Consider the following 24,337-nt stretch of genomic DNA (forward strand, 5'->3'; position numbering starts at 1 on the left):
AGAAGCCGTGCATTTCGTGCTCTTCAGTGGCGTGCGCGGCTATATGAGACGGTCGGATGTAAATAGGGGCGGGATCTTTCTGGTGCGGTGTGCGACGTGGGTCAGGGTGACAGTTTTTTGTCGTTTTCGTTTTTGAGTGTGACGTCGTTTTAATCAGCCAGTGGTTTTGTTCTCTCCTTGAAAGGTAGTTCGACCTTTTTTGGCATACGTGTCGGCGGTGGTCGGCAGTTGTAGTGAGGATGGAATCATGGCTACTTTGATTGGTGTCGTCAGCCAGGTTATCGGCGAAGTCTATGCAGTAGCTGGCGACGGAACGCGTCGGCCGCTCAGTGAAGGTGATCGGGTTTTTGCAGGGGAACAAATCGTTACCGGGGCCGCAGGTTCCATTGCCGTTGCCATGAGCAACGGTCAGCAATTGACGTTAGGGCGTGACAGCAGCCTTAACCTCACCGAGCAGATGCTCGCAGGCAGTTCCAATCAGCAGGCCCCCACCGCAGAAACACCACCGACAGCACCCAGTGACAGCGACCTGACCGATGTCGAGAGACTGCAGGCCGCGATCGAGGCTGGCGTCGACCCGACGCTTGAAGGCGAAGCCACTGCTGCCGGCCCGGGTGCCGGTGGTGCAGGTGGGGCCGGCGGCGCGGGTGGCGGACATTCCTTTGTGCTGCTGGGTGAAACCGGTGGTGCGCTCGACCCGATCATCGGCTTCCCAACCGAGGGATTGAACACCGGGCCGGAGTTTCCTGATCCTGAGCCTGCGGTAGGTGAGCCGGACTCTAGTCCGACTATCACTATCGAATACCAAGATGCTGAAGGCACATTAGTCATCGGACCGGGAATAGTCGATGAAGAGGCCCTGTTTGATGGCACTAATCCAGATAGTGAGGCCGAACAGACCAGCGGCGCGATCCTTATTGACTCTCCTGACGGGATCTCCTCGCTACAGATTCAAGATTTCAACGGCGTTTGGGTCGATGTAACTGCTGGCGGCGTGGTGCAGGGACAATATGGCACTTTGACGGTCGATGCTGCCGGCAACTGGACCTACACCCTCACCGATAACACAATCGATCACACCAATCCGAATGCTACAGGAGCTGATGATCAGGTCAGTGATAACTTCGCTGTTCGTGTATTTGATCTGGATGGTGACGTTTCACCAACAGTTCAGTTAAGCGTACTGATCAATGATGACGGTCCTACCCTAACTGTCGAAGCGAATGCAGAAGCTGCACGTGAGTTGTTATCAGTTGAGCTTGACGAAACTGTAGGTAAGGCTGATCGCTATGCGAGTGGTGACGTTGATGATGGTTATGTAAATGATGATGTGCTGGGTGAGCCGGGCGCATTGGCGCAAGTGACTACTGCAGTTACTGGCGGCTTGGCTGCTTTGTTTAGCATTGGTGGGGTTTATGGTGCCGATGGGGAGGGCAGTACAGTAGGTGTATTGAGTTTTGTGGGTGTGCCTGAGGATGGGTTATCGACCAGCCTTTCTTCTACTGCAGGCGGGCCGATAACTCTAACGCTTGAAGATGGCCGACTGGTTGGCCGTGATGAAGATGCTGGAGCCCCTGTATTTACGATCGAGATCGTTAACACGGGAACAGAAGACGCTCCCGTCTATCAACTGCAAACCACCTTGTTTGAAGCGCTGAAGCACCTTAATAACGAAGAAAGTTTTGATGAGAGCGTGCCCCTGCTCATCCTCGAGGGTGGACCGGTTCAACTGCAGTACGAAGTGACACGTATTGATGGGGACGGAGATCGGGTAGTTGTGTCGGAAAGTATTGATCTCGCCGATGGTGAATCTTCTATATTTAGTTTTGACGATGACGGTCCCAAGGCGTCTGTAGATCGTGATGCTAAATCAGAGGTTCTTGTGCTTGATGAAAGTCCATCGGGCACTGACAGTAATTGGCCATGGTCCACTCAACCACCTGCTGGTATAGCCAGTGTAACAGCAGGGTTTGCCGATAATTTTAATGCTCCGGATTTTGGGAGTGATGGGCCGGGCACTGTGAGTTATAGCTTGCAGTTGTTTGCGAATGGCATTGGTTCGGGGCTTTATGCTCTTGATTCGAGTGATAAAGTTCTCTGGTTGGATGGCGATGGTATAGGCCAGGGGCAGCAAATTTTACTTAATCAGGATCCCGATACTGGAGTTATAACGGGCTCTGTGGGTGAGGTGTCTTATTTTACTATTTCAGTAAATAGTGATGATGAATCGCCAGATTTTGGTAAGGTAACTTTTACTCAGCTGGAAAATATATGGCACAGCAATTTCGTTAATCATGATGACAGTGAAACATTAAGTTTGAAAAAAGCTGATTGGCTAAAGTTGGTGCAGACAGTAACTGATGGAGATGGTGACAGTGCTGAAGCTTGGGTAAACCTAGGTAAGGGTGTCTTCAAAATTCAGGATGACGGCCCAACTGCTGAAATAGATGATTGTAAAGTACTAGATGAACTAGTTTTGGATGAAAGCCGGAAGCAGGGTAGTGACAGTGATGGTGGAGCTTTACCTAAAGGGCTGAAAAGCACAACAGCCAATTTTGCTGATAATTTCAAAGATACAGACTACGGTACAGATGGGCCCGGTAGTGTAACTTATAACCTGGTCTTGCTTGGTCATGGTGTCAGATCCGGATTGTATGCGCTTGAGGTCGGTGATAAATCAGTACTGGATGGCGATGGTTATGGGCAAGGCGCTGAAATCCGGCTATATCAATCAGGCGATACCATAACTGGCTCGGTAGGTGGTGTTGATTATTTTACTATCAGCATAAACTCTATTTCGGGTGTGGTGACATTTACTCAGTTAAATGATGGTGCTGGTCACTTTGCCGATGTTAATAATATTTGGCATGGTGATTCATCAGATTATGATGATGTCGCTGTGCTTAATGCCGTGAAAAATTCAATTAATCTTGTGAAGACAGTTTTCGATGCTGATGGGGATAAAGCTATAGCGTCGCTTGATCTAAGCAAAGGTGTATTCAAGATTCAGGATGATGGTCCTGAAGTATGGATTCTAAAAAAACCATTTGTAAATGTTACGCATGATGAAACAGAAGGCGTTCAGTCTGGGTTGTGGCATTCATTTAACAATGATGTTGAAGGGCCTCTAGATGCTTTTTCAAGCGTGGACAATCCTGGTGAAGATATGCTTGGTTTTGCCAAAGGTAATTTGCCTGCGGTTATCACCGGAGTTGATTATGGTGAGGATGATGAGAACGCTAGCAAGGTGCTTAGCCTTGAACTCAGCAATGGTGCTAATTCAGGGCTGAAAACCACTGATGGTAAAGAAATTAATCTATATGAGGAAGGTGGGTTAATTGTTGGGCGAATAGAGCCGGTAGGTAATGAGCTATTAGGCAAGGCTGCATTTGCTGTGGCTATTGATAATAATGGATATATTCACATCTCCCAGTATATTTCGATTTACCATCCTGTTGGTGGTGCTAGCCATGATGAGCCTGTTGATTTAAAGGGCAAAATCAATGCGGTGGTCACCGCCATTGATGGCGACGGAGATAAGGCCGTTGCGAAAGTCCAAATAGGTGATGCTATACGCTTTGAAGACGATGGCCCTAGCGCCGGCCTCAGCTTGGCCTTCGTTGATGAAGATGGTGACTCCGCTCATGGCGTACCCGTACTGCCTGATCGTTTGGTCAATGGCCCTGACGATTCGAACTACACGGTGGCCACCACCGGTAAGTTGGCCATCGATGCAGGCGAGGATGGCCTGAAGAGCGTTGCCTTCGCCGAGGGCACTGCGAAAACCATATTTGGCCAGGTGGTTAAGTCTGGCGGCAACGCGGTTGAGTTGGATTGGCAACCAGAGCCGGGTAATGCGGGCGGTGTGCTCCTCGGGTATTACGAGGATGATATGGGAGCAGAAATTCCCGTCTTCACCTTGACGCTGGCCGCTAACAACCTCGACTACACCTTTGCCCTGCATCAACCGCTTGACCACAACGCCCCGCGTACGGAAGACGAGCTGTACCTGAAGCTAGAATTCACCGCGACGGATGGCGATGACGATACGGCCAAGGGCATGGTGAAAGTGGTGGTGGACGATGATACGCCGGTGCTCAACGGCAATACGGTCATTGAGCCTTGCCTGACCGTCACCTACATGGGCGGCGATGCTGGGTACTCCAATAGCTATGGGTACTACATCAAGGGAGAAGGCGGTGTTCCTACGACTGGTGCCATCATTTGGGCCAATCTGCATTCTCTGGATGAAATACCAGTCTCCACCACCGTCAGTGGACTCAATCCAGAGGATGTTGGTTTCTTCATTATTCCTAATGGCGCTACCGGTAATGGTGATGTCGCCGGGTATGAAGATGGTGCTGCGCTTACCTTCGTTCCAGATGGCGATGGTTGGCAGGCATATCTGGGCGTTGTGCCGTTAGTTGGCGCTGGCGGCGCAAATGTGCTGTTCGACAATCCTTTGCTTAACCCTACAGATGACTCACACACAGAGGACAACGCAGCAGCTGGTAACCAGAACTGGGAGGATGTGCACGTCGGCGGCGATAGCGACTTCAACGATGTCAACGTGCAGGTGCAATGGAAGACTCTGGTTCACGAGGACAAGCTCTCTGTTCTGGATGCTCCTATTCCTGCTCCGTACGAGGGCAACGAGGAACTCAGTCAGTCGCTTGTGGCAACTGGCGGTGATGGAACGCTGCTGTCCTTGGTGAACTTCGGTGCGGATGGCCCCGGCACGGTTTCGCTGATTACCAGCAACGTCAATGCCGTGATGAATAATGCCAACCCGGGCCTCACCTCGGGAGGTGAGTCTCTGTTCTATTCGGTATCGGGAGGTGTGCTTACCGCCTATGCAGGAATTGATGAGACTGGCACTCGGGTGTTCAGCCTCTCGGTTACCGAGGGCGGGGGCTACACCTTCACCTTGCTCGGTCCGCTGGATCATAACGAGGCGCCGGCTACCGATAATGACTTCGATACCCTGATCGCCAATGCCGGTATCGACTTCACCCGTGTGCTGAAAATCACCGACTACGACGGCGACCCCGTCGACCTCAGTAATGCCAGTGGCCACTTCGTGATTCGGGTGGAGGACGATGCGCCTATCGCCACCTGCGATGCGGCCTGCTTCACCGAACAGGCGGCTACCACCAACATTCTCATGGCGTTCGATTTCTCCAATTCGATGTTCTTTGCCGAGTCTGATGGTGAGCAACATACCGAACTTGGGCGCTGGGCTAATCATCCCGAAGGCAGCCGCTTTGAGGCGATATTTTCGGCCGTACAGAGCATGTTTGCGGCCTATGACGCTCAGGGTGATGTGAATATCCGTATCGTCGGCTTTAGCAGTGGTAGTGCTGAGGGCAATGGCCTCTGGACTTCGGCTTGGTTCTCTTCGGCTGCAGAGGCTACTGAGTGGTTGCTGGATACATTCAACAGCGAGACTCGTCCACAGCCGGGCGGTACCAACTATGAAGCTGCCCTGGATGCAACGCGGGCGGCTTGGGGGGGCGGCCCCGGTGAAGGCAGCAATGTTGCCTACTTCATTACCGATGGCTACTCCAATGGCGGCAATACCTATGGTGCAACAGATGACTGGGTCGAGTTCCTGACGGCCAATAGCTTTATCGGGAACTATGTGGTTGCTGTTGGCGGTGGCGTTGACGGTGACGGCGATACCGATGGCACTATTTTCGATTTGGCGGAGCTCAATGCAATAGCTAATACCACAGGTGGTGAGGTGATCCTCGCTGACTTCGACTCCATCGCCGAGGATTTGGCAGGCACCGCAGTCCTCAATCAGCTTGAAGGAAACCTGGTTACGGGTGACGCACATGGCGGCGTTGCAGACCTGTCCGGTGCCGATGGTTGGTTGAAGGATGCAGATGGAAACGATGCCCCCTTGGTGTCCGTCAAGATTGATATTGATGGCGATGGTAATGATGAAGTTTTTGCGATTGCTCAGGTTGGAGTAACCACCATTGATTTGGGGGGCGACCTCGGCACCATCGACTTCTATGCCAACGGTAAATATGTGTACAAGGCCGGTGATTTGCCGGCCGGCGAGCAGACGCTGAAGTTTGAATACACTGTGCTGGATAACGACCGTACCAGCTCAACTGCCTGTTTCGAACTCAATCTGAAAGGCATCCAGAACAGTGCTCCGCAAGTGGGTGATGCTGTCGCTCGGGTTTCCGAGGAGGGGCTTTCGACACCTGCGGCCCCCTATCAGGGAATCGAAGACGAAGATGGTTACCCGGATGCTAGTGCTGACGATACCAATGCCACGTCTGTCATTGATGGGGTTATCAGCATCTCTGACCCGGATGGCGATTTACTGACCGTCAGTCTTGTCGCACCTGCTCCAGGGGTATTCATGTCGGGAGGCGTGCCGGTTGTCTGGAGTGGCGACGGCACTGATCATCTGGTCGGAACAAAGGGTGTTGGTGGTATTCCGATTCTTGAAGTCTCCGTAACGGCTGATGGTCACTACAGTGTCGTTCTGAAAGGCCCTGTCGATCACCCCCATAAGGGTGAAGGCACAGCCGGCGAGGATGTGTTCTCGTATGACTTCATCGTGCAGGTATCCGATGGAACCGACACTGATGAAGGCAAGATCACGGTGCGTATCGAGGATGATTCCCCGGTAGCCCAGGATCTGGAGCAAAGCACCTCGATCTCGGGTGTGCAGCACACCAATCTGATGATCATCCTGGACGTCTCGGGCAGCATGAATAGTGGCGCAGGCTTCGGTGGCTATTCGCGCCTGGAGGCGGCCAAGCTCTCTGTGCTGGAGTTGCTGGAGCAGTACGAAGCCAAGGGCAAGGTCATGGTTCGGCTGGTGACCTTCTCCAGCGATGCAGCTGCTTCGGGAAGTGAGTGGATGTCGGTAAGCGATGCGAAGACGACGGTGCTCAACTTCCCCAACTCGTCAGATGGGGCATTGACTAACTACGACAGTGCACTTACGACCGCAGAAGCGGCTTGGGAGGACGAAGGCAAACTTGAAGTGGCCCATAACCCCGGAGATCCGCTGCAGAACGTTTCGTACTTCCTGTCGGATGGTATTCCGAATCGACCTGACAGCAATCCGGGGATTCAGCTAGATGAAGAGGAAGATTGGATCGACTTCCTTACGAAGTATGACATCACCTCCTACGCACTCGGCATGGGCCCGGCGGCCCAGGTTGTAACCAATGCCAATGGTAACTTCGACAACAATGATCAGCTGGATCCTATTGCGTTTGATGGGGCTGTCGATTCGGAGGAAGAAAACTCAGGAACCAACACCAATGCCATTGCTGTCGATAATTTCGCCAACCTGTCGACTGTGCTGGCGGAAATCGCTCAGTCTGGCGAGCTTCAAGGTTCTTTGGTGGATGGCGCGAATGGCTTTGGTGCCGATGGTGGTCGGGTCCAGTCGGTGACGGTCAATAGCATTACTTACACCTACAGCCCAGAGAATCAGATCAATAAGATAAGCACCAATCCCCCGGGTGCAACCTTCGTTTTCTCAGGCACCCAACTGACGCTTATGCTGGCTGCGGGGATGCTGGTGATCGACATGGCGTCGGGCGGTTATAAGTTCACACCGATTGCCGAACTTGATGAAGAGGCGCATATCGATATCGGCTTTACCTTGGTCGATGGCGACGGAGATTACGACTCGGCCAACTTGTCCCTGACGGTGGACCCAGCCGACCAGCCGATGGTGGTGCGCGATAACTTTATCGTGACCAACCAGACCAGCTTCACTGTTCCGGATTGGATGCTGCTGGCCAACGACAGCGGGCCGGATCGGATAGATGCGGTTGCTCCAGGCGCTGGAATCAATGCTTCCCATGGGCTTGGTGCAACGTTCACCAGTGTCACTTCGGCAAGTACCGGTGAGTTTTTCAATTACACAGCCACGGATGGAGATAGGAGTGCAGATGGCAGGGTGTCGGTAACGGTCGATGGCAGCGGTGCAATCGATGGCACCTTCCGCGATGAGATCCTTATCGGCGGAAATGGTGATGACACTCTGAACGGTAACCAGGGTCGGGACATTTTGCTGGGTGGCCAGGGGCGCGACACGCTGAGTGGTGGTGACGGTGCGGATACTATCGTGGTGGGTGCTGTCGTAGGGAACTCTTCGGATTCTACGAGTGTTGGGGTCGGAGGGAATATATTCAATTGGTTGGGTACGGGGAATGATGTTGGCCAGGACACCATCCAAGGCTTCAGCCTTACCGAAGACACCGTCAGGATAGTGGCGACCAGTGTGGGCAGCTTCGAGCACGGTACCAATACGGAAATTGGCACTGGTGGGGGGGGAATAAATGGTGTCGACGCGAGCAGCTACACAACCCTAACTGGTCTCATAGACCTCAATGCCAATGGTGCCTACAACGACAGCGGCGATATAGTGCTGACCTTCTCGTCGCCTAGCGGCTCATTCACTGAGGCCAACTTCGAGTCGCGACTGCAGTACGAGCTATATGGGACGGCTGGAAACGACACTATTGTCGGCGGTGCGCAGGATGATCTGCTGTTCGGTAATAGTGGCGACGATAACCTCGACGGCGGAAGTGGCAACGACCTGCTCGTGGGGGGGGCCGGCAACGATACGATAAATGGTGGTGCTGGTGCAGATACTTTCTTGTGGTTGGCCAATGATCTCGGCGGGACCGACACTATCAACGGGTTTAGCATCGGTGAGGATGTTCTTGATCTGTCTATGGTGCTCACCGCGGCCTCTGCGGTTGGAAATGTGCTGGATGACTACCTGACTTTCTCAGGTGCCAATTTCAGCACTATTTCCGTGAATACCAACGCCAGTGGACCGGTAGAGCAGACAATCGTCCTTTCCGGGGTGAATCTGAGTGGGTTCGCGGATCACGCAGCCAGAATCGACTACCTGCTTGGCGAGGGTTCGCTCAAGGTCGACACCGTCTGATCCTCCCACTTACATGGTCGGCCCGCTACCCGCGTGGGGTAGCGGGTCATTTTTATAGTGCGCACATTAGCGGCGTTCTCTCTGCGCTCCCCTTCTCAGCATAACCGCTGCAAATATCCCACCACATCCGGCGCACCCGCTAGACGCAGACCTTCGCCCAAGGCCGTTGCCTCAGCTGAATGTTTGGGTAGCAGAAGAAACTCCGGTGAGCCGGGGCCGCCGAGTTGTGAGAGACGCGCGTAAGGCAGGCCGCTATCTAGCAACAGGGCCATAAAAGCAGGCTCGCTCCAGGCGGCATTGGGCATAGCCAGTACGTGGTAGCGCTGCTGCAGGTTGTTCAAGCCTTGTTCGCTCAGGCGGTACTGGCTGAGCTCTGCGGGTAGGCTGACTTCCAGCTCGCGTCTACGGGCATAGGCAATGGCGCAGGCAAAGGCTTCGCTGTGATGCTCGCCAGCCCAGAATACCCGCTCACCGCGCCAACTGGCCTGACGCAGGCTGATGCCTTCACCGGCCAGAAAGCGTGGTAACGCCAGGCTGATGGTTTTGACGAAATCCTTGTAACTGATGATGCGAATCTGGCGACAGCTTTCGCTGGCAGCGAAGGTTTCGAAATTCTGTTGGTTAGCTTGTTGTGGGCTGCAGGTGGAGAGACCATCAATCAGGCGCAAGTCGTAGGAACTGAGCTGCTGCACCTGGGCCTCAACGACTCTTACCAGCATCGCGTGGGCTTGTGCTTTGTCTTCCTGGACCGGGCCGGATAGGGCGCTGCGTGGCAGATCGACCAGGCGCTGTAACTGTGGGCCGTCTTGCCAGCAGATGCTTTCACGCAATTGGGGCAGCTGGCTGAAGGGCAGGCGCAAGTGACTGGCGCGTTCCAGTATCTGGCGTTGGCCACGGCCAATAAGGCCTAGCCGTTGCGCCAGAGCACCAAGGCGTGAGCTGAGGGTGGAGGGCTGCTCAGACAGACTCATGGCCAGGTACGAACTCCAAAATCACCATTGCCAGTTTGGCAGAGCCCGTAAGGCGCTGCACAGGCTTTATCGGCTGTTTGGGCAGGTTTTTTATGGCTGATATGCCAGGCCCGTTGAGTCGGCAGGCCGTTTGGGTTGCCATCAGGAAGCAAGGGTGGCCATTTATTACCGGGCATGCGCACGGCGTATGGCAAGATTGCTGCAGTCAGTTGCAAAGGTGCCTCCATGCCCAGTCTGGTGTTTGATATTGCGTTATCGGCCGAGCGCTTGCGTGTGGTTTATCAAGGCCGTGCCAACCGGATATTAGTGCAAAGTCGCGATGGGCGGAGTGTCAGTGTGCCGGCCCACCATTTCCGGCCCTTTCTGACCCATGACGGTGTCTATGGTTCCTTCGAGCTTGAGTTCAGCGCGGCTGGGAAATTACTCAGCTTGCGCCGTCTGGGCTGATAGCGCCGTGCGCCTCGCCTATCAGGTGCGCAGGCGGCTATAATCGCGGCCTTTGTAACTTTATCGAGCTAAGCCTGCCCATGTATACCCTGGCCCGCGAGCTGCTGTTCAAACTTTCCCCCGAAACCTCCCATGAACTGTCCATCGATCTGATCGGTGCAGGCGGTCGTCTGGGGCTTAACGGCTTGGTGACCAAGAGCCCGGCCGCGCTGCCCGTCAAGGTGATGGGGCTGGAGTTCCCCAATCCGGTCGGTTTGGCGGCCGGTTTGGACAAGAACGGCGACGCCATTGATGGTTTTGCTCAATTGGGCTTTGGTTTTGTGGAAATTGGCACCGTGACGCCGCGCCCGCAGCCGGGTAACCCTAAGCCACGCTTGTTCCGCTTGCCGGAAGCCGAGGCGATCATCAATCGCATGGGCTTCAACAACCACGGCGTTGACCACCTGCTGGCCCGCGTTCAGGCGGCCAAATACAAGGGCGTGCTGGGTATCAATATCGGCAAGAACTTCGATACGCCGGTCGAAAACGCCGTGGATGATTACCTGCTGTGCCTCAACAAGGTCTATCAATACGCCAGTTACGTCACTGTTAACGTCAGCTCGCCCAACACCCCTGGGCTGCGCAGCCTGCAATTTGGTGATTCGCTCAAGCAATTGCTTGAGGCCTTGCGCAAACGTCAGGAAGACCTGGCCGCGCAGCATGGCAAGCGTGTACCGCTGGCGATCAAGATCGCGCCGGACATGAGCGATGAGGAAACCATCGAAGTGGCCAATGCGCTGGTTGAAGCCGGCATGGATGCGGTAATCGCCACCAACACCACGCTGGGCCGCGAAGGTGTACATGGTCTGGAGTGTGCCGATGAGGCGGGCGGGTTGTCCGGCGCACCGGTGCGTGAGAAGAGCACGCACATTGTTCAGGTGTTAGCCGGTGAGCTGAAAGGCCGTCTGCCTATCATCGCCGTGGGCGGGATTACCGAGGGTAAGCACGCGGCTGAGAAAATCGCCGCCGGCGCCAGCCTGGTACAGATCTACTCAGGCTTTATCTACAAGGGCCCGGCATTGATCCGCGAAGCGGTGGATGCAATCGCGGCGCTGCCGCACAAGGCCTGAAACTAAAAAGGGCTCCCTAAGGAGCCCCTGGGCTCGCGCCCGCCGCTCGGATGGAGCGCGCATGGTGAGTCGGTAGGTTCCTGAATCAGCCGACAGCGTGGAGTTCGTTGAGTCGATGAATACCGGCGGTGCCGGTCATGCCATCCCAATTGTCACCGCGGCCTTCGCGCCAGCCGTTTAACCAGGCTTGGCGGACAGAGGGGAGGGTGAAGGGGCAGAGTTCGCGGGATTTACCATTGATGCCGTATTGATAGCCGCGCAAAAAAGCTCTTTCTAACGGATCACGCTTAAGTCTTCTCATAGGGTGTAGCCCTCAATGTTGACTGTTATGTCCCTTAGACCTTGTAGCAAGGTCAGGCAGAAACGTTCTGCCTACGGAGTCCGCTGCCGGCGTCGCGAGCCTCCTTGCCAGCGCCGTTGCAGTGCTGGCCTAGGTAGATTTCTAACGAATGCGCGGGAGCCTGTGAATGACCGTTTCGTCATAAGGCCGTAACCTTTTTGAGGGTCGGGCCATAAGGCGTTATGGCAAGTGCCCGGATTTTTCGCTGCAGCGCCTATGCTGTGGGCGTATGCGTCGGGTGTGCTGGTGTTTTGCTATCGCGAATAAATTGCGATTGAGACTGTTGTTTATTCCGACGAAGGGTCGCGCTGCGACGCTTTGTCACTTATTTTGGCCGTGCTGATTTGTCTGCGCGCCGTTGATTGCCTTAGGCACTGGAAACTCCCATGTCGGATCGTTACGAACTCTTCCTCACCTGCCCCAAGGGCCTTGAAGGCCTGCTGCTCGAAGAAGCCAGCAGCCTCGGGCTTGAGGAGGCGCGTGAGCACACCTCGGCCATTCGTGGCATGGCCGACATGGAAACCGCCTACCGCCTGTGCCTGTGGTCGCGCCTGGCCAACCGCGTGCTGTTGGTGCTCAAGCGCTACAGCGTGCAGGACGCTCAGAGCCTTTACGAAGGCGTTCTGGAAGTCGACTGGTTCGAGCATCTGGAATCCAGCGGTAGTCTGGCCGTGGAGTTCAGTGGTAACGGCTCGGGCATCGACAACACCCATTTCGGTGCGCTGAAGGTCAAGGATGCCATCGTCGACAAGCTGCGCCTGAAAGACGGCACGCGGCCATCGGTGGACAAGCTCAACCCGGACCTGCGCGTGCACCTGCGTCTGGATCGCGGCGAGGCGATTCTGTCTATCGACCTCTCCGGCCATAGCCTGCACCAGCGCGGTTACCGCTTGCAGCAGGGTGCCGCACCACTGAAGGAAAACCTCGCAGCCGCCGTATTGATCCGCGCCGGCTGGCCACGCATCGCTGCCGAGGGCGGTGCATTGGCCGACCCGATGTGCGGTGTCGGCACCTTCCTCGTTGAAGCAGCAATGATCGCCGCCGATATCGCGCCGAATATGACCCGTGAGCAATGGGGCTTCAGCAAATGGCTGGGCCACGTGCCGGCCTTGTGGAAGAAGGTGCACGCCGAGGCCGAAGAGCGCGCCGCAGCCGGCATGGCCAAGCCACCGCTGTGGATTCGCGGTTATGAAGCCGATCCACGACTGATCCAGCCGGCGCGTAACAACATCGAACGCGCTGGCATGGGCGATTGGATCAAGGTTTATCAGGGCGAAGTGGCGACCTTCGAGCCGCGTCCAGATCAGAATCAGAAAGGCTTGGTGATCTGTAACCCACCCTACGGTGAACGCCTGGGTGATGAAGCCAGCTTGCTCTACCTCTACCAGAACCTCGGCGAGCGTCTGCGTCAGGCGTGCATGGGCTGGGAGGCAGCGATATTTACCGGCGCGCCAGACCTGGGCAAGCGCATGGGCATTCGCAGCCACAAGCAGTACGCTTTCTGGAACGGCGCGTTGCCGTGCAAGTTGCTGCTGATCAAGGTGCAGCCCGAGCAGTTCGTCACCGGCGAGCGCCGTACACCCGAGCAGCGTGAGCGCGAGCGGGAACAGGCTGAGGCCGATAAGGCGCCGCTGGAGCCGCAAGAGCGTCAGTACAACAAGAACGGTAACCCGATCAAACCGGCGCCGGCTCCTGCGCCAGTGGTGGAGCAGGCACGCCTGAGTGAAGGCGGGCAGATGTTTGCCAACCGCCTGCAGAAGAACCTCAAGCAGCTGGGCAAGTGGGCGCGCAAGGAAGGCGTTGAGTGCTACCGCCTATACGACGCCGACATGCCGGAATATTCCATGGCGGTGGATTTGTATGGTGATTGGGTGCACGTGCAGGAATATGCCGCGCCCAAGTCCATTGATCCGGAGAAAGCCAAGGCGCGTATGTTTGATGCTATTGCCGCGATTCCGCAGGCGCTGGGCGTCGACAAGAGCAAGGTGGTGATCAAGCGCCGCGAACGCCAGAGCGGCACCAAGCAGTACCAGCGTCAGGCGACCCAGGGGCAGTTCCTCGAGGTCAGCGAAGGCGGGGTAAAGCTGCTGGTCAACCTTACTGATTATCTGGACACCGGGCTGTTCCTCGATCACCGTCCGCTGCGCCTGCGTATTCAGAAAGAGGCCGCCGGTAAACGCTTCCTCAACCTGTTTTGCTACACCGCCACGGCCACTGTGCATGCGGCCAAGGGCGGCGCGCGTAGCACCACCAGTGTCGATCTGTCGAAGACCTATCTAGATTGGGCGCGGCGTAATCTGTCGCTCAATGGCTTCTCTGACAAGAACCGCCTGGAGCAGGGTGATGTGATGGCCTGGCTGGCCGAGGACCGTGGCGAATACGAGCTGATCTTTATCGATCCGCCGACCTTCTCCAACTCCAAGCGCATGGAAGGCATCTTCGACGTGCAGCGCGACCATGTGCAGCTGCTCGACCTGGCCATGGCGCGCCTGGCCAAGGGTGGTGTGCTGTATTTCTCCAACAACTTCCGCAAGTTTGAGCTCGATGAGAGCCTGGCTGCGCGTTATCAGGTTGAAGAAATCAGCGCCTCGACCCTCGATCCGGACTTCGCCCGCAATGCAAAAATCCACCGTGCCTGGCGTTTCAGTCTGCGCGGTTGAGCTTTGCGCGCGCCTGTTGGTAGGCGCGCTGCATTAAACCTTGTTGCGGATCAGCGCGCGCAAGGCGAAGCGGTTGGGGTGGCAGGCTTGTGCCACATCGGCGGGCACCGGCAGCGGCTCGTTGTTGAGCCAGGCGGCGATCAGTTCGCCCGACAGCGGGGCGGTGATCAGCCCGCGTGAGCCGTGGCCGCTGTTGATATACAGGCCATCCAGCCAGGGGCATGGGGTATCCGGCACCTGGCGGGCATCCTTGCTTAGCACGCTATAAGCCTCTGCAAAGGCGATTGCGTCGGCCAGCGGGCCAACAATCGGCAAATAGTCCGGGCTGGTACAGCGAAACGCGGCGCGGCCCTGCAGGTGTTCGGGGGCGAGTGCCGCCGCATTCAGTGCGCTGGCAAGCTCAGGTGAGATGTCTTCCAGTAGCTGCAGATTGCTCGCGTGATCGGCGCTGTTCAGCGATAAGTCATCGCTGTTGAAGTCAAAACTCGCGCCTAAAGTGTGTTCATCCTGGCGTGCCGGCGCGACATAGCCTTCGGCGCATACCACGGTGTTCAAGGCGCGACTGGCTGCTGTGGCAGGCAAGCGACTGATCTGCCCGCGGATGCGCTTAAGCGGCAGGCCTGCACTCTGACTAAAACCCTTGATCTCGGCGGCGCTGGCCAGTACCACCACACTGGCGCTGGCCAGCAGTTGTTCGCCATTCCAGGCCTGCCAGCGATCACCGTCACGGCGCAGCTCCAGCGCCTCCTGATGCAGTTGCAGCTGGATATTCGGCTGCTGGCTCAGCAGCGCACAGAGCGCCGGCGGATGCACCCAGCCTGCCTCGGGGTAGAACAAACCACCTGCCGGCAATGGGATACCTGCCTTGGTCTCGGCAGCGCTTTTGTTCAGGTTCGTTAGCAAGTCAGCCGGGAAGGCTGCTGCAAGTTGTGCCTGCCGCTGCGCTTCCTTGGCGTCGAAAGCCAGTTGCAGCACGCCGCAGTTTTCCCAGTCAGTACCTTTATCCAGTTGTTCCAGCAGCCGGCGGCTATGGCCATAGCCGCTGACGATCAGGCGTGACAGCGTGGTGTGATGGGCCGAGAGCTTTAGATACAGCACGCCTTGTGGGTTGCCCGAGGCTTCCTGGGCGATGGCGGCATGCCGCTCCAGCAGCGTGACCTGCCAGCCGCGCAGAGCCAGGCTGGCGGCCGTGGCGCAACCGGCCAGACCGGCGCCGATCACCAATGCAGTACGGGCGCCGGCAGGTTGCGGTGGGCGAGCAAACCAGGGCTTTTCTGCCGCCTTCGGCTCGCCGATAAAACAGCCCTTGAGCACTTCCCATTTCTTGCCCAGGCCCGGCACGCGTTTCATCTTGAAGCCGGCATCGTTCAGCCGGCGACGCACATAGCCAGTGCTGGTAAAGGTGCCCAGCGTGGTGCTGGCGTGGGACAGTCGGGCCAGCTCGGCGAACAGCTCCGGCGTCCACATGTCCGGGTTTTTCGCCGGAGCAAAGCCATCGAGAAACCAGGCATCGACTTGAGCATCCAGTTGGCTGAATAGCTCCAGTGCATCGCCAATCAACAGGGTCAGGACGATACGCCCGCCGGCGAATACCAGGCGCTGAAAACCCGGATGTAGGGCCACGTACTGCGCCAGCAGCTGTTCGGCGTAGGGCGCAAGCTCCGGCCACAACGCCAGGGCACGCTGCAGATCGTTCTTGTTCAGTGGGTATTTTTCCACGCTGACAAAGTGCAGGCGGGCTCCGCTTGCCGCGTGCTGTTCGAACAGCTGCCAGGTGCAGAGAAAGTTCAGCCCGGTGCCGAAGCCGGTTTCACCGATCACCAGCTGCTGATCGGCCGTCAGCGTGGCGAAGCGCTCCGGCAGATGGTTATTAGCGAGAAACACATAGCGGGTTTCCGCCAGCGCGTTCTCGTTGGAAAAATACACATCGGCGAACTGGCTGGACAGCGGTTGGCCCTGCTCATCCCAGTCGAGGCTGGCGTGCTGGGTGGGGGCTTCTGGAGTGGGCATGCGGGGCTCGGTCAGGGGTAGTCGATGGCGACGATGTACCAGGTCTTCTCACCGGTTGGCGTCTGTACCCGTACTTCGGCGTCCAGGCTCTTGCCCACCAGGGCGCGGGCTAAGGGAGAATCGATGCTGATCAGATTGTTTTTCAGATCCAGCTCATCCGGGCCGACGATGCGGTAGCGTGCTTCAAACCCATCTTCGTCTTCCAGGGTGACCCAGGCGCTGAAATAGACCTTGTCCGGATCGCTGGGGCGGCTGCTGACGACTTTGAGGTTTTCCAGGCGCTTGGTCAGAAAGCGTACGCGGCTGTCGATCTCGCGCAGCATCTTCTTGCCGTAGGTGTATTCGGCGTTCTCCGAGCGGTCGCCCTGGGCGGCGGCTTCACTGACCGACTGGGTAACCTGAGGGCGGCGTACATGCCACAGCTCATGCAGTTCGGCACGCATGCGGGCCTCGCCCTCGGGGGTGATCAGGGGGGTGCCGGCAGAGCGGGGTGGGCGATAGCGACTCATATGAACCTATTCAATGTCTGCTGCGCTTCGGCCCTGCTGCGTTAAAAACAGGCTCGGAATGCTCATGTACAAAAGTACACTCCGCTTCCTCGCCTGTTTTTGCCTTGCATGGTTCTAGCTCGCAAGACTTTGAACAGGTTCTAAAGTGCTGCGCGAGTTTATCAGCCCTCGCGTAGCACCGTCAGTGGGCTGATATTCAAGGCGCGGCGCGTGCCGAGAACGCCTGCCGTACCCACCAGCAGTGCGCCAATCAGCGGCAGCAAGAGCAGCCAGGGGTGCGGTTGCCAGACGAGGTCAAAGGCAAAGCGATAGAGCAGGAAGCTGATCAGCTCACAACCCAAGGCTGCCAGCAGGCCGCTGGACGCGCCAAGCAGGCCGAATTCGGCACGACGCGCCTTGATCAGCAGCTTGCGTTCAGCCCCCAGGGCACGCAGCAGTGCACCCTGGCGAATGCGTTCATCGAGGGTGGCTTGCAGTCCGGCGAACAGCACGGCAAGGCCCGCAGCGAGCACGAACAGCAGAACAAACTCGATGGCCAGGGTGACCTGGGCGAGGATGCTGCGCAGTTGCGCGAGCAAGGCTTCGACCTGCAGCAGGGTTACGGCCGGGAAGGCGCGCGATAGCTCAACCAGTTGCTGCTCCTGTTTGGGCGGCAGGTAGAAGCTGGTCAGGTAGGTGACCGGCAGATCCTGCAGGGTGCCGGGCTGGAAGATCATGTAGAAGTTCGGTTGAAAGTTATTCCAGTCCACTTCACGCAGGCTGCTGACCACCGCATCGCGATTAAGGCCGCCGACGCTGAAGCTCAGGCGGTCACCGAGTTTCAGCTTCAGGCTTTCGGCCAGTTCGGATTCCACCGATACGCCCGGTAATTCGCTGCTGCTGGTATCCGTCCACCAGCTACCAGCAATAAGGTTGTTATCCGCGGGCAGGTCCGCAGCCCAGGTCAGGCTCAGGTCACGGCGAATTGCCCGTTCACCCTGAGACTCCTTGCTGACAATCTGCCGCACCGGTTCGCCATTGATCATCACCAGGCGCCCGGGTACGACGGGGAACAGTGGCGCCGGATGCGGTGATAGCTCATTAAGGCGAGCGGCGAAGGCGTCCTTGTCTGCTGGCAGGATATTCAGGGCGAAGTGATTGGGCGCATTTTCGGGTAGCTGATCCTGCCAGGTGTCGAGCAGTTCGCCACGCAGCAGGGCGATCAGCGCCATGGCCAAAATGATCAGGCCAAATGCCAGTGACTGCCCGGCAGCGGCCAGTGGATGACGCAGCAATTGGCCGAGCCCCAGGCGCCAGGGCAGCGATGCGCCAGCCAGCAGGCGACGCAGGCTTTGCAGGCCGAGCAGCAACAGGCCTCCGAGCAGCAGCGCGGTAACCAGACCACCACCGAGCAGGGCAAAGGTCAGCTGTAGATCGAGGCTCAAGCGCCACATGATCAGGCCCAACGCCAACAGTGCTGCGCCATACACCAGCCAGGAACTGGCCGGCACCGGCAGTAGATCGCGACGCAATACTCGCAGCGGCGGCACGCGACCCAGTGCAGCCAGCGGCGGCAAGGCAAAGCCGGCGAGAGCGACCAGTCCTGTAGCCATGCCGGCCAGCGCTGGCCACAGGCTGCCAGGTGGAATCTGTGCAGGTAGCAGGTCTTGTAGCAGATTGAACAATGCCAGTTGCGCCAGCCAGCCGAGCATTGCGCCGATCAGGCTGGCGGAAATGCCCAGCAGTGCCAGTTGCAGGCTGAACAGGCCGAGCGCCTGATTGCGTGATAATCCCAGGCAGCGCAACAGTGCGCTGGCATCAAAACGGCGAGCGGCAAAGCGCGCCGCCGACAACGCCACGGCAACGCCAGCGAGCAGCACGGCGGCCAGGCTAGCCAGGTTCAAATAGCGTTCGGCACGGCCCAGGGCGCTGCCGACCTGACGGTTGCCGTCTTTGGCATCTTCCAGGCGCTGGTTAGGCGCCAGGGTGACGCCCTGACGATATTGCGCCAAGGCATCCGCTTCGCCGCGCCACAACTCCTGATAGCGCACGCGGCTGCCGGGTTGCACTACGCCGGTGGCGGCGAGGTCATCCAGGTGCATCAGCAGATGTGGGGTCAGGCTGTAAAAGTCACCGGCTTCATCGGGGAGAAAAGTCAGTACGCGGGTCAGTCGCAGGGTTTTGGCGCCGACCTCTACGCTGTCGCCGGGTTTGAGGTTGAGGGCGACAAACAGACGGGCTTCGGCCCAGGCCTCACCGGGTTGTGGGCCAGCACCGGCCTGTTCAACGTCGTATAGCGCAGCGGCACTTTTCAGTTCACCGCGTAGCGGGTAGGCGCTGTCAGCTGCCTTGATGCTGGCCAGTTGGATGCCGGCATCGCTGGCGACCACGCTGGAGAACTCGACCAATTGGGCGTGCTCCAGCCCCAGCTGTTTTCCCGTGCTGATCTGTTCGGGCGTGCTGGGCGAGCTGCCGGTCAGGCGTAGATCGGCAGCAAGAAACTCGGTGGCGCGCAGCAGCATGCCGTCATTCAGGCGTGCGCTGAAATAGCCGATGGCCGTGCTCGCTGCGACGGCAATCAGTAGGGCGAAAAACAGCACGCGCAGCTCGCCGGCGCGGGCATCGCGCAGCAACTGACGGCTAGCGAGAGAGAGCAGGCGGGTAAATGGCAGCTGTTTCATCAGGGTTCCACGTGGTCGACCAGGTGGCCGCCTTCCAGGCGGATCAGGCGTTGGCAGCGGTGCGCCAGGCGCTCGTCATGGGTGACCAGAACCAGGGTCGCGCCGCGCTCCTGGTTCAGTTCGAACAGCAGGTCGCTGATGCGCTCGCCGGTGTGGCTGTCGAGGTTGCCGGTGGGCTCGTCGGCAAACAGCACCGCAGGCTCGGCGGCAAAGGCTCGGGCGATGGCTACGCGTTGCTGCTCACCGCCGGAGAGCTGGCGTGGGTAATGGGTTAGGCGTTGGCCCAGACCGACCCGTTCGAGCAAGGTGCGTGCGCGCTGACGGGCATCGGCATGGCCTTCAAGCTCCAGCGGCAGCATGACGTTTTCCAGGGCGTTCAGGCTGTCGAGCAACTGGAAGGACTGAAAGACAAAACCGACGTGCTCGGCGCGAACACGCGCGCGCTGATCTTCATCGAGACAGGCCAGGTCGTTGCCGGCCAGTACCACGCTGCCGCTGCTGGGCAGGTCCAGCCCGGCGAGCAGACCGAGCAGGGTGGATTTGCCTGAGCCGGAGCTGCCGACAATTGCCAGGCTGTCACCTGAAGTCAGTTCAAGCGACAGATCATGGAGTATGGTGAGTTCGCCTTCCGTGCTGGGGACCACTTTGCTAAGGTTTCGCGCGGTGAGAATACTTGAGCTCATGGAGAATCCAATGCGTACGTGGTTGATCGGTACTGCCCTGAGCCTGCTGCTATGGGGGCCTGCGGCGTTCGCGGGTACCGTACTGGTCGTCGGCGATAGTATCAGCGCGGCTTTTGGCCTGGATACCCGCCAGGGTTGGGTCGCCTTGCTGGAAAAACGTCTGGCCGAGGAAGGTTTTGACCATCAGGTGGTCAATGCGTCGATCAGTGGCGACACCAGTGCTGGCGGGGCTGCGCGCTTGCCGGCGCTGCTTGCAGAGCATCAACCGGAACTGGTGATTATCGAGCTGGGTGGTAACGATGGCCTGCGCGGTCAGCCCCCTGCGCAATTGCAACAAAACCTTGCGGCCATGGTTCAGGCATCGCAGCAAAAAGGTGCCAAGGTACTGATCCTCGGCATGCAGCTACCGCCGAACTACGGCGTGCGTTACACCACTGCGTTCGCTGAGGTATTCCCCAAGGTGGCGCAGGAGCATGACGCCGCTCTGGTGCCTTTCGTGCTGGAGGGCGTAGGTGGTGTGCCTTCGCTGATGCAGAACGATGGCATTCACCCCACTGCCGAGGCGCAGCCCAAGCTGCTGGATAACGTCTGGCCGACCCTGAAACCTTTGCTCTGATGCTGTCCTAATGAAGGTCAGGAGGTGGCATCTTAGCGGGTGCTTCCCTGAGTGCGTCAACAGGTTTTTCTAACAAACGTTGAACATCTTTCTAACACTCAATGGCTCTGGGACGGGTGTTCCGGGCGTATCGTTGAGGGCGGGCATGGGGGTAAACGGACTGAGTTTCCTATTGATAAGGGGACTCAGATTTTTGGCCAGTTTTCTCATCAGCCAGCAGACCGTCTTCGCGTGAGGCTATATAATCGCGCCGCAGAGTTTAGAGGTGTTTGAAGGCTGTAGTCTTATGCCATTTCTGTCAGTTTCAGAGCTTAATTATCATGGAAGAGGTTCCGAATGACTGATGAAATGACTTGGTGCGCTGCGCGTTTGGAGACGCCATGAAGTTTGCTTACGAGGATATGAGTGATAGCCAGTTCGAAACCCTGATTGTTCTATTGTGTCAGCGATTGTTAGGTATATCAGTTCAGGGTTTTGCCAAAGGGCCAGATGGTGGTCGTGATGCAAAATTTATAGGTCTGGCTGATTTGCACCCCAGTAGGTCTGCTCCGTGGAATGGTGCAACAATTATTCAGGCGAAACACACGAACGGCTATAATAGAAGTTTCTCTGAGTCTGATTTTTTCAGTCTTACAGCAGAGAACACGGTGCTGGCAAAAGAAATTCCTCGTGTAATTAGCTTGCGTCAATCTAAGCAGCTCGATCATTACATGTTGTTTTCCAATCGTCGTCTTTCTGGGAATGCAGAGTCGGAAATTCGCAATTATATTTCTACTCAATGCGATATACCTGTTACTTCTATTTATCTGTGTGGTATTGAACAGCTCGAACTTTGGCTGAAGAGATTTCCCGATGTTGCAAGAGAGGCTGATCTTGATCCGGTGGACTCTCCACTTATTGTGAGTCCCGATGATCTCGCTGAAGTTGTTCAAGCGCTTGCGCGTCACAAAGAAAGTGTTGGTGTTTTACTTGACGATCCGCCCGTTGAAAGGGTTACTTATGAGCGTAAGAACGCCATCAATAATATGAGTGTTGAGTACGCCAAGGAGCAGAGAAAGCGGTATCTCAAAGAAACTGCCCAAATTCGTGCATTTTTGTCTGCGCCGGAGAACTCGGAAATTCTTCACATGTATGAATCTGTGGTTGACGAGTTTCAAATAAAAATAATATCGAAGAGAAAAGACTACCAGTCTTTTGATGAGCTTATGGAGTATCTGGTGGACTTGCTGTTTAGTCGCGATCCTGTATTGCGGCAGCGCGCTCATAAAAGATTAACTCGTGCTATTTTGTTCTACATGTACTGGAATTGCGATATTGGGGAGGTGGATGATGCTACGGCCGACCAAGCACTCACATCCTGATCGTACTCTAATTAATGTCTCTTTGTTGTTGCTTGTGAGGCTAAAGTCACGCCGTGTAGAAGAGTATGCGGGCTTACGTAAATATGCCAAGAAAGTTGTTGCTGGTGGTGATGTGCTCTTTTTGCCTGCTTTAAATTTTCTTTATCTATTAGGGCTTGTTGAGTACAGACCAAAAACCGACGCAATTGAATATGTGGGGCCTAATGAAGCTGTCTAAGTTATATTCAAATAAGCCGGACTTGTTTGAGCCGATAGACTTTGCTCAAGGCTTAAACGTGGTCATTGCTGAAATACGCATGCCGGAGAATCGAGGTAAAGATACCCATAATTTGGGTAAAACCACTTTGGGCAGGCTGATTGACTTTGGGTTCCTTTCAAAACGTGATCCTAAATTTTTCCTGTTTAAGCATTACGAAATATTTGAAGATTTTGTTTTTTTTCTTGAAGTCGAATTAGAAGATGCATCCTTTGTAACTATTCGCAGAAGTATAGAGGATGCGACAAAGATATGCTTTAAGCGTCATGAGGCTGGCCTTCAAGATTTGTCTTCGCTCTCTATATCAGGTTGGGATCATCAGAATGTTCCTTTTGAGCGCGCGCGCGAGCTTCTTGATGGTCTTCTGGACTGGAGAGAGGTAAAGCCTTGGGCATACCGGAAGGGCTTAGGCTATCTGCTGCGGTCACAAGACGATTATCGCGATGTTTTCCAATTGCGGAAGTTTGCAGCGGCCCATGCACAGTGGAAGCCGTTTCTTGCTCACTTGCTCGGATTTAATGCGCAACTGGTTTCTCAGCACTACGAGAGGGAAGAAAAGCTCGCTGAGAAAGAATCTGTTGCGCAGACGATTAAGAATGAACTTGGTGGAACCATTCAGGATATTAGCAAGGTTGAAGGTATTTTGCTGTTAAAGCAAAAAGAGGTAGAAAAAAAGCAAAAGTTGTTAGACGCATTTGACTTCAGATCTGAAGACAAGTCGCATACTAAAGTACTCGTTGATGATATTGATGAGCAGATAGCAACTCTTAATTCGCAAAGATATTCTTTGAGTCAGAACAGGAAGAAAGTTCTTGCCTCTCTTGAAGAAGACCAGATTCTTTTCAGTCCTGATGAGGCTCAGCGATTATTTGGTGAGGTCGGTGTTTTTTTTGAGGGTCAAATCAAGAAAGACTTTCAGCAGCTTATCGCTTTCAATCGTGCAATTACGGATGAGCGTCGTGTCTACTTGCAAGAAGAACGAGCCGAAATTGAGGCTGAGTTAAAAAAAGTAAATTCAGAGTTGACATCGCTTGGCAAGAAACGATCAGACATGCTTTCATTTTTAAGTGAGTCTGATGTTTTCAGCAAGTACAGGCAGGTTTCTGATGAAATGGTTACTCTGCGTGCTGATATTGTATCCCTTGAACGTCAGCGTGGCTTCTTACATCGCTTGCAGGACCTTAGGTCTGAAATACGAGCGCTGACTGATGAGTGCGGTCATTTGCAGGTTCAGATTGAAGCAGATGTGGAAGAGAATAATTCGAACCAAGATAGTCTTTTTTCTGCAATCCGATTATTTTTCAACGAAATAGTCGAGGAAGTTATTGGGCAGAAAGCTCTTTTAAGCGTATCTCCGAATCAACTTGGGCACCTTGAGTTTAAAGCTGAAATTCTTGACGGCTCGGGGAACGCAACAAGTGCTGACCTTGGCTTTACGTACCGTAAGCTGCTATGCATTGCGTTTGACATGGCAGTTTTACGCGCTCACCTTGATGAAAGATACCCGCGCTTTGTTTATCATGATGGCGTGTTTGAGTCGCTGGATGATAGAAAGAAAGAAAACCTTTTGGTGGTTATTCGCCGCTATGCCGAGCTTGGGCTACAGCCTGTAGTTACGTTGATTGACTCAGACCTACCTTTGCGAGTCGGCGCGGAGCTTCCCGTTTTTAGTGCTGATGAAGTCATCCTCACGCTGCATGATGAGGATGAGCAGGGCCGCTTATTTAAGATGCAATCATGGTAGAGTTAAATTCAAAAGCAGTGTTTGAACGTC

General features: G+C 55.8%; 14 protein-coding genes. 8 read left to right on the forward strand and 6 right to left on the reverse strand.

The features are described from left to right. The first annotated feature begins 247 nt into the window (after nt 1–247). Nucleotides 248–8,941, forward strand: coding sequence for a retention module-containing protein (locus ACOCLD_RS11185; RefSeq protein WP_422909199.1), 8,694 nt, complete (start codon nt 248–250; stop codon nt 8,939–8,941). Nucleotides 8,942–9,036: 95 nt separating this feature from the next. Here ACOCLD_RS11185 and ACOCLD_RS11190 read toward each other — a convergent pair whose 3' ends face one another. Continuing rightward, nucleotides 9,037–9,912, reverse strand: coding sequence for a DUF6685 family protein (locus ACOCLD_RS11190; protein ID WP_422909200.1), 876 nt, complete (start codon nt 9,910–9,912; stop codon nt 9,037–9,039). Nucleotides 9,913–10,137: 225 nt separating this feature from the next. Between ACOCLD_RS11190 and ACOCLD_RS11195 the strand changes: the two genes are divergently transcribed. Together ACOCLD_RS11195 and ACOCLD_RS11200 are read left to right on the forward strand one after the other, a co-directional pair. Then, nucleotides 10,138–10,359, forward strand: coding sequence for a DUF2835 domain-containing protein (locus ACOCLD_RS11195; RefSeq protein ID WP_392539718.1), 222 nt, complete (start codon nt 10,138–10,140; stop codon nt 10,357–10,359). An 80-nt stretch (nt 10,360–10,439) separates the two neighbouring features. Continuing rightward, complete coding sequence (locus ACOCLD_RS11200; protein ID WP_422909201.1) at nt 10,440–11,468, forward strand: quinone-dependent dihydroorotate dehydrogenase; 1,029 nt, start codon at nt 10,440–10,442, stop codon at nt 11,466–11,468. An 85-nt stretch (nt 11,469–11,553) separates the two neighbouring features. Here the strand turns inward: ACOCLD_RS11200 and rmf are convergent, their stop codons facing one another. Continuing rightward, nucleotides 11,554–11,769, reverse strand: a complete 216-nt coding sequence (gene rmf, locus ACOCLD_RS11205; RefSeq protein WP_233685155.1) for a ribosome modulation factor — start codon at nt 11,767–11,769, stop codon at nt 11,554–11,556. Nucleotides 11,770–12,194: 425 nt separating this feature from the next. On the opposite strand from rmf, the gene rlmKL reads away from it, so the two are divergent. Then, nucleotides 12,195–14,468: a bifunctional 23S rRNA (guanine(2069)-N(7))-methyltransferase RlmK/23S rRNA (guanine(2445)-N(2))-methyltransferase RlmL gene (gene rlmKL / locus ACOCLD_RS11210; RefSeq protein ID WP_422909202.1), complete on the forward strand. Its 2,274-nt coding sequence runs from the start codon at nt 12,195–12,197 to the stop codon at nt 14,466–14,468. A 33-nt stretch (nt 14,469–14,501) separates the two neighbouring features. Here rlmKL and mnmC read toward each other — a convergent pair whose 3' ends face one another. The 4 genes from mnmC to ACOCLD_RS11230 all read right to left on the reverse strand — a co-directional run bounded on the left by mnmC (nt 14,502) and on the right by ACOCLD_RS11230 (nt 20,330). Continuing rightward, a complete protein-coding gene (gene mnmC, locus ACOCLD_RS11215; protein ID WP_422909203.1) occupies nt 14,502–16,478 on the reverse strand; it encodes a bifunctional tRNA (5-methylaminomethyl-2-thiouridine)(34)-methyltransferase MnmD/FAD-dependent 5-carboxymethylaminomethyl-2-thiouridine(34) oxidoreductase MnmC in 1,977 nt (658 codons plus the stop codon). 11 nt (nt 16,479–16,489) lie between these two features. After that, entirely contained in the window at nt 16,490–16,987 is a 498-nt protein-coding gene (greB, locus tag ACOCLD_RS11220) for a transcription elongation factor GreB (RefSeq protein ID WP_422909204.1), read from the reverse strand. A 161-nt stretch (nt 16,988–17,148) separates the two neighbouring features. Next, nucleotides 17,149–19,647, reverse strand: coding sequence for an ABC transporter permease (locus tag ACOCLD_RS11225; RefSeq protein WP_422909205.1), 2,499 nt, complete (start codon nt 19,645–19,647; stop codon nt 17,149–17,151). Then, on the reverse strand, nt 19,647–20,330 hold the full coding sequence (locus tag ACOCLD_RS11230; protein WP_257779480.1) for an ABC transporter ATP-binding protein: 684 nt from the start codon (nt 20,328–20,330) through the stop codon (nt 19,647–19,649). The genes ACOCLD_RS11225 and ACOCLD_RS11230 overlap by 1 nt, the downstream gene beginning before the upstream one ends. A 10-nt stretch (nt 20,331–20,340) precedes the next feature. Here ACOCLD_RS11230 and ACOCLD_RS11235 point away from each other — a divergent pair, with 10 nt between their 5' ends. The 4 genes from ACOCLD_RS11235 to ACOCLD_RS11250 all read left to right on the forward strand — a co-directional run bounded on the left by ACOCLD_RS11235 (nt 20,341) and on the right by ACOCLD_RS11250 (nt 24,307). Beyond that, complete coding sequence (locus ACOCLD_RS11235; protein WP_422909206.1) at nt 20,341–20,946, forward strand: arylesterase; 606 nt, start codon at nt 20,341–20,343, stop codon at nt 20,944–20,946. Nucleotides 20,947–21,326: 380 nt separating this feature from the next. Further along, nucleotides 21,327–22,307 (forward strand): ABC-three component system protein, encoded by a 981-nt coding sequence (locus ACOCLD_RS11240; protein WP_422909207.1) that lies wholly within the window; start codon nt 21,327–21,329, stop codon nt 22,305–22,307. Beyond that, on the forward strand, nt 22,276–22,524 hold the full coding sequence (locus ACOCLD_RS11245; RefSeq protein ID WP_422909208.1) for an ABC-three component system middle component 8: 249 nt from the start codon (nt 22,276–22,278) through the stop codon (nt 22,522–22,524). Before ACOCLD_RS11240 ends, ACOCLD_RS11245 begins: the two co-directional genes overlap by 32 nt. Continuing rightward, nucleotides 22,511–24,307, forward strand: a complete 1,797-nt coding sequence (locus ACOCLD_RS11250) for a DUF2326 domain-containing protein (protein ID WP_422909209.1) — start codon at nt 22,511–22,513, stop codon at nt 24,305–24,307. Before ACOCLD_RS11245 ends, ACOCLD_RS11250 begins: the two co-directional genes overlap by 14 nt. Nucleotides 24,308–24,337: the final 30 nt, after the last annotated feature.

Source organism: Pseudomonas cimarronensis (assembly GCF_049331905.1).
Taxonomy (GTDB): domain Bacteria; phylum Pseudomonadota; class Gammaproteobacteria; order Pseudomonadales; family Pseudomonadaceae; genus Aquipseudomonas.

Coding starts and splice junctions, on each gene's coding strand:
- greB (WP_422909204.1), bottom strand. CDS start 16,987: ATGAGTCGCTATCGCCCACCCCGCTCTGCCGGCACCCCCCTGATCACC.
- ACOCLD_RS11250 (WP_422909209.1), top strand. CDS start 22,511: ATGAAGCTGTCTAAGTTATATTCAAATAAGCCGGACTTGTTTGAGCCG.
- ACOCLD_RS11185 (WP_422909199.1), top strand. CDS start 248: ATGGCTACTTTGATTGGTGTCGTCAGCCAGGTTATCGGCGAAGTCTAT.
- rlmKL (WP_422909202.1), top strand. CDS start 12,195: ATGTCGGATCGTTACGAACTCTTCCTCACCTGCCCCAAGGGCCTTGAA.
- ACOCLD_RS11245 (WP_422909208.1), top strand. CDS start 22,276: ATGCTACGGCCGACCAAGCACTCACATCCTGATCGTACTCTAATTAAT.
- ACOCLD_RS11200 (WP_422909201.1), top strand. CDS start 10,440: ATGTATACCCTGGCCCGCGAGCTGCTGTTCAAACTTTCCCCCGAAACC.
- ACOCLD_RS11230 (WP_257779480.1), bottom strand. CDS start 20,330: ATGAGCTCAAGTATTCTCACCGCGCGAAACCTTAGCAAAGTGGTCCCC.
- ACOCLD_RS11240 (WP_422909207.1), top strand. CDS start 21,327: ATGAAGTTTGCTTACGAGGATATGAGTGATAGCCAGTTCGAAACCCTG.
- ACOCLD_RS11225 (WP_422909205.1), bottom strand. CDS start 19,647: ATGAAACAGCTGCCATTTACCCGCCTGCTCTCTCTCGCTAGCCGTCAG.
- ACOCLD_RS11235 (WP_422909206.1), top strand. CDS start 20,341: ATGCGTACGTGGTTGATCGGTACTGCCCTGAGCCTGCTGCTATGGGGG.
- rmf (WP_233685155.1), bottom strand. CDS start 11,769: ATGAGAAGACTTAAGCGTGATCCGTTAGAAAGAGCTTTTTTGCGCGGC.
- mnmC (WP_422909203.1), bottom strand. CDS start 16,478: ATGCCCACTCCAGAAGCCCCCACCCAGCACGCCAGCCTCGACTGGGAT.
- ACOCLD_RS11195 (WP_392539718.1), top strand. CDS start 10,138: ATGCCCAGTCTGGTGTTTGATATTGCGTTATCGGCCGAGCGCTTGCGT.
- ACOCLD_RS11190 (WP_422909200.1), bottom strand. CDS start 9,912: ATGAGTCTGTCTGAGCAGCCCTCCACCCTCAGCTCACGCCTTGGTGCT.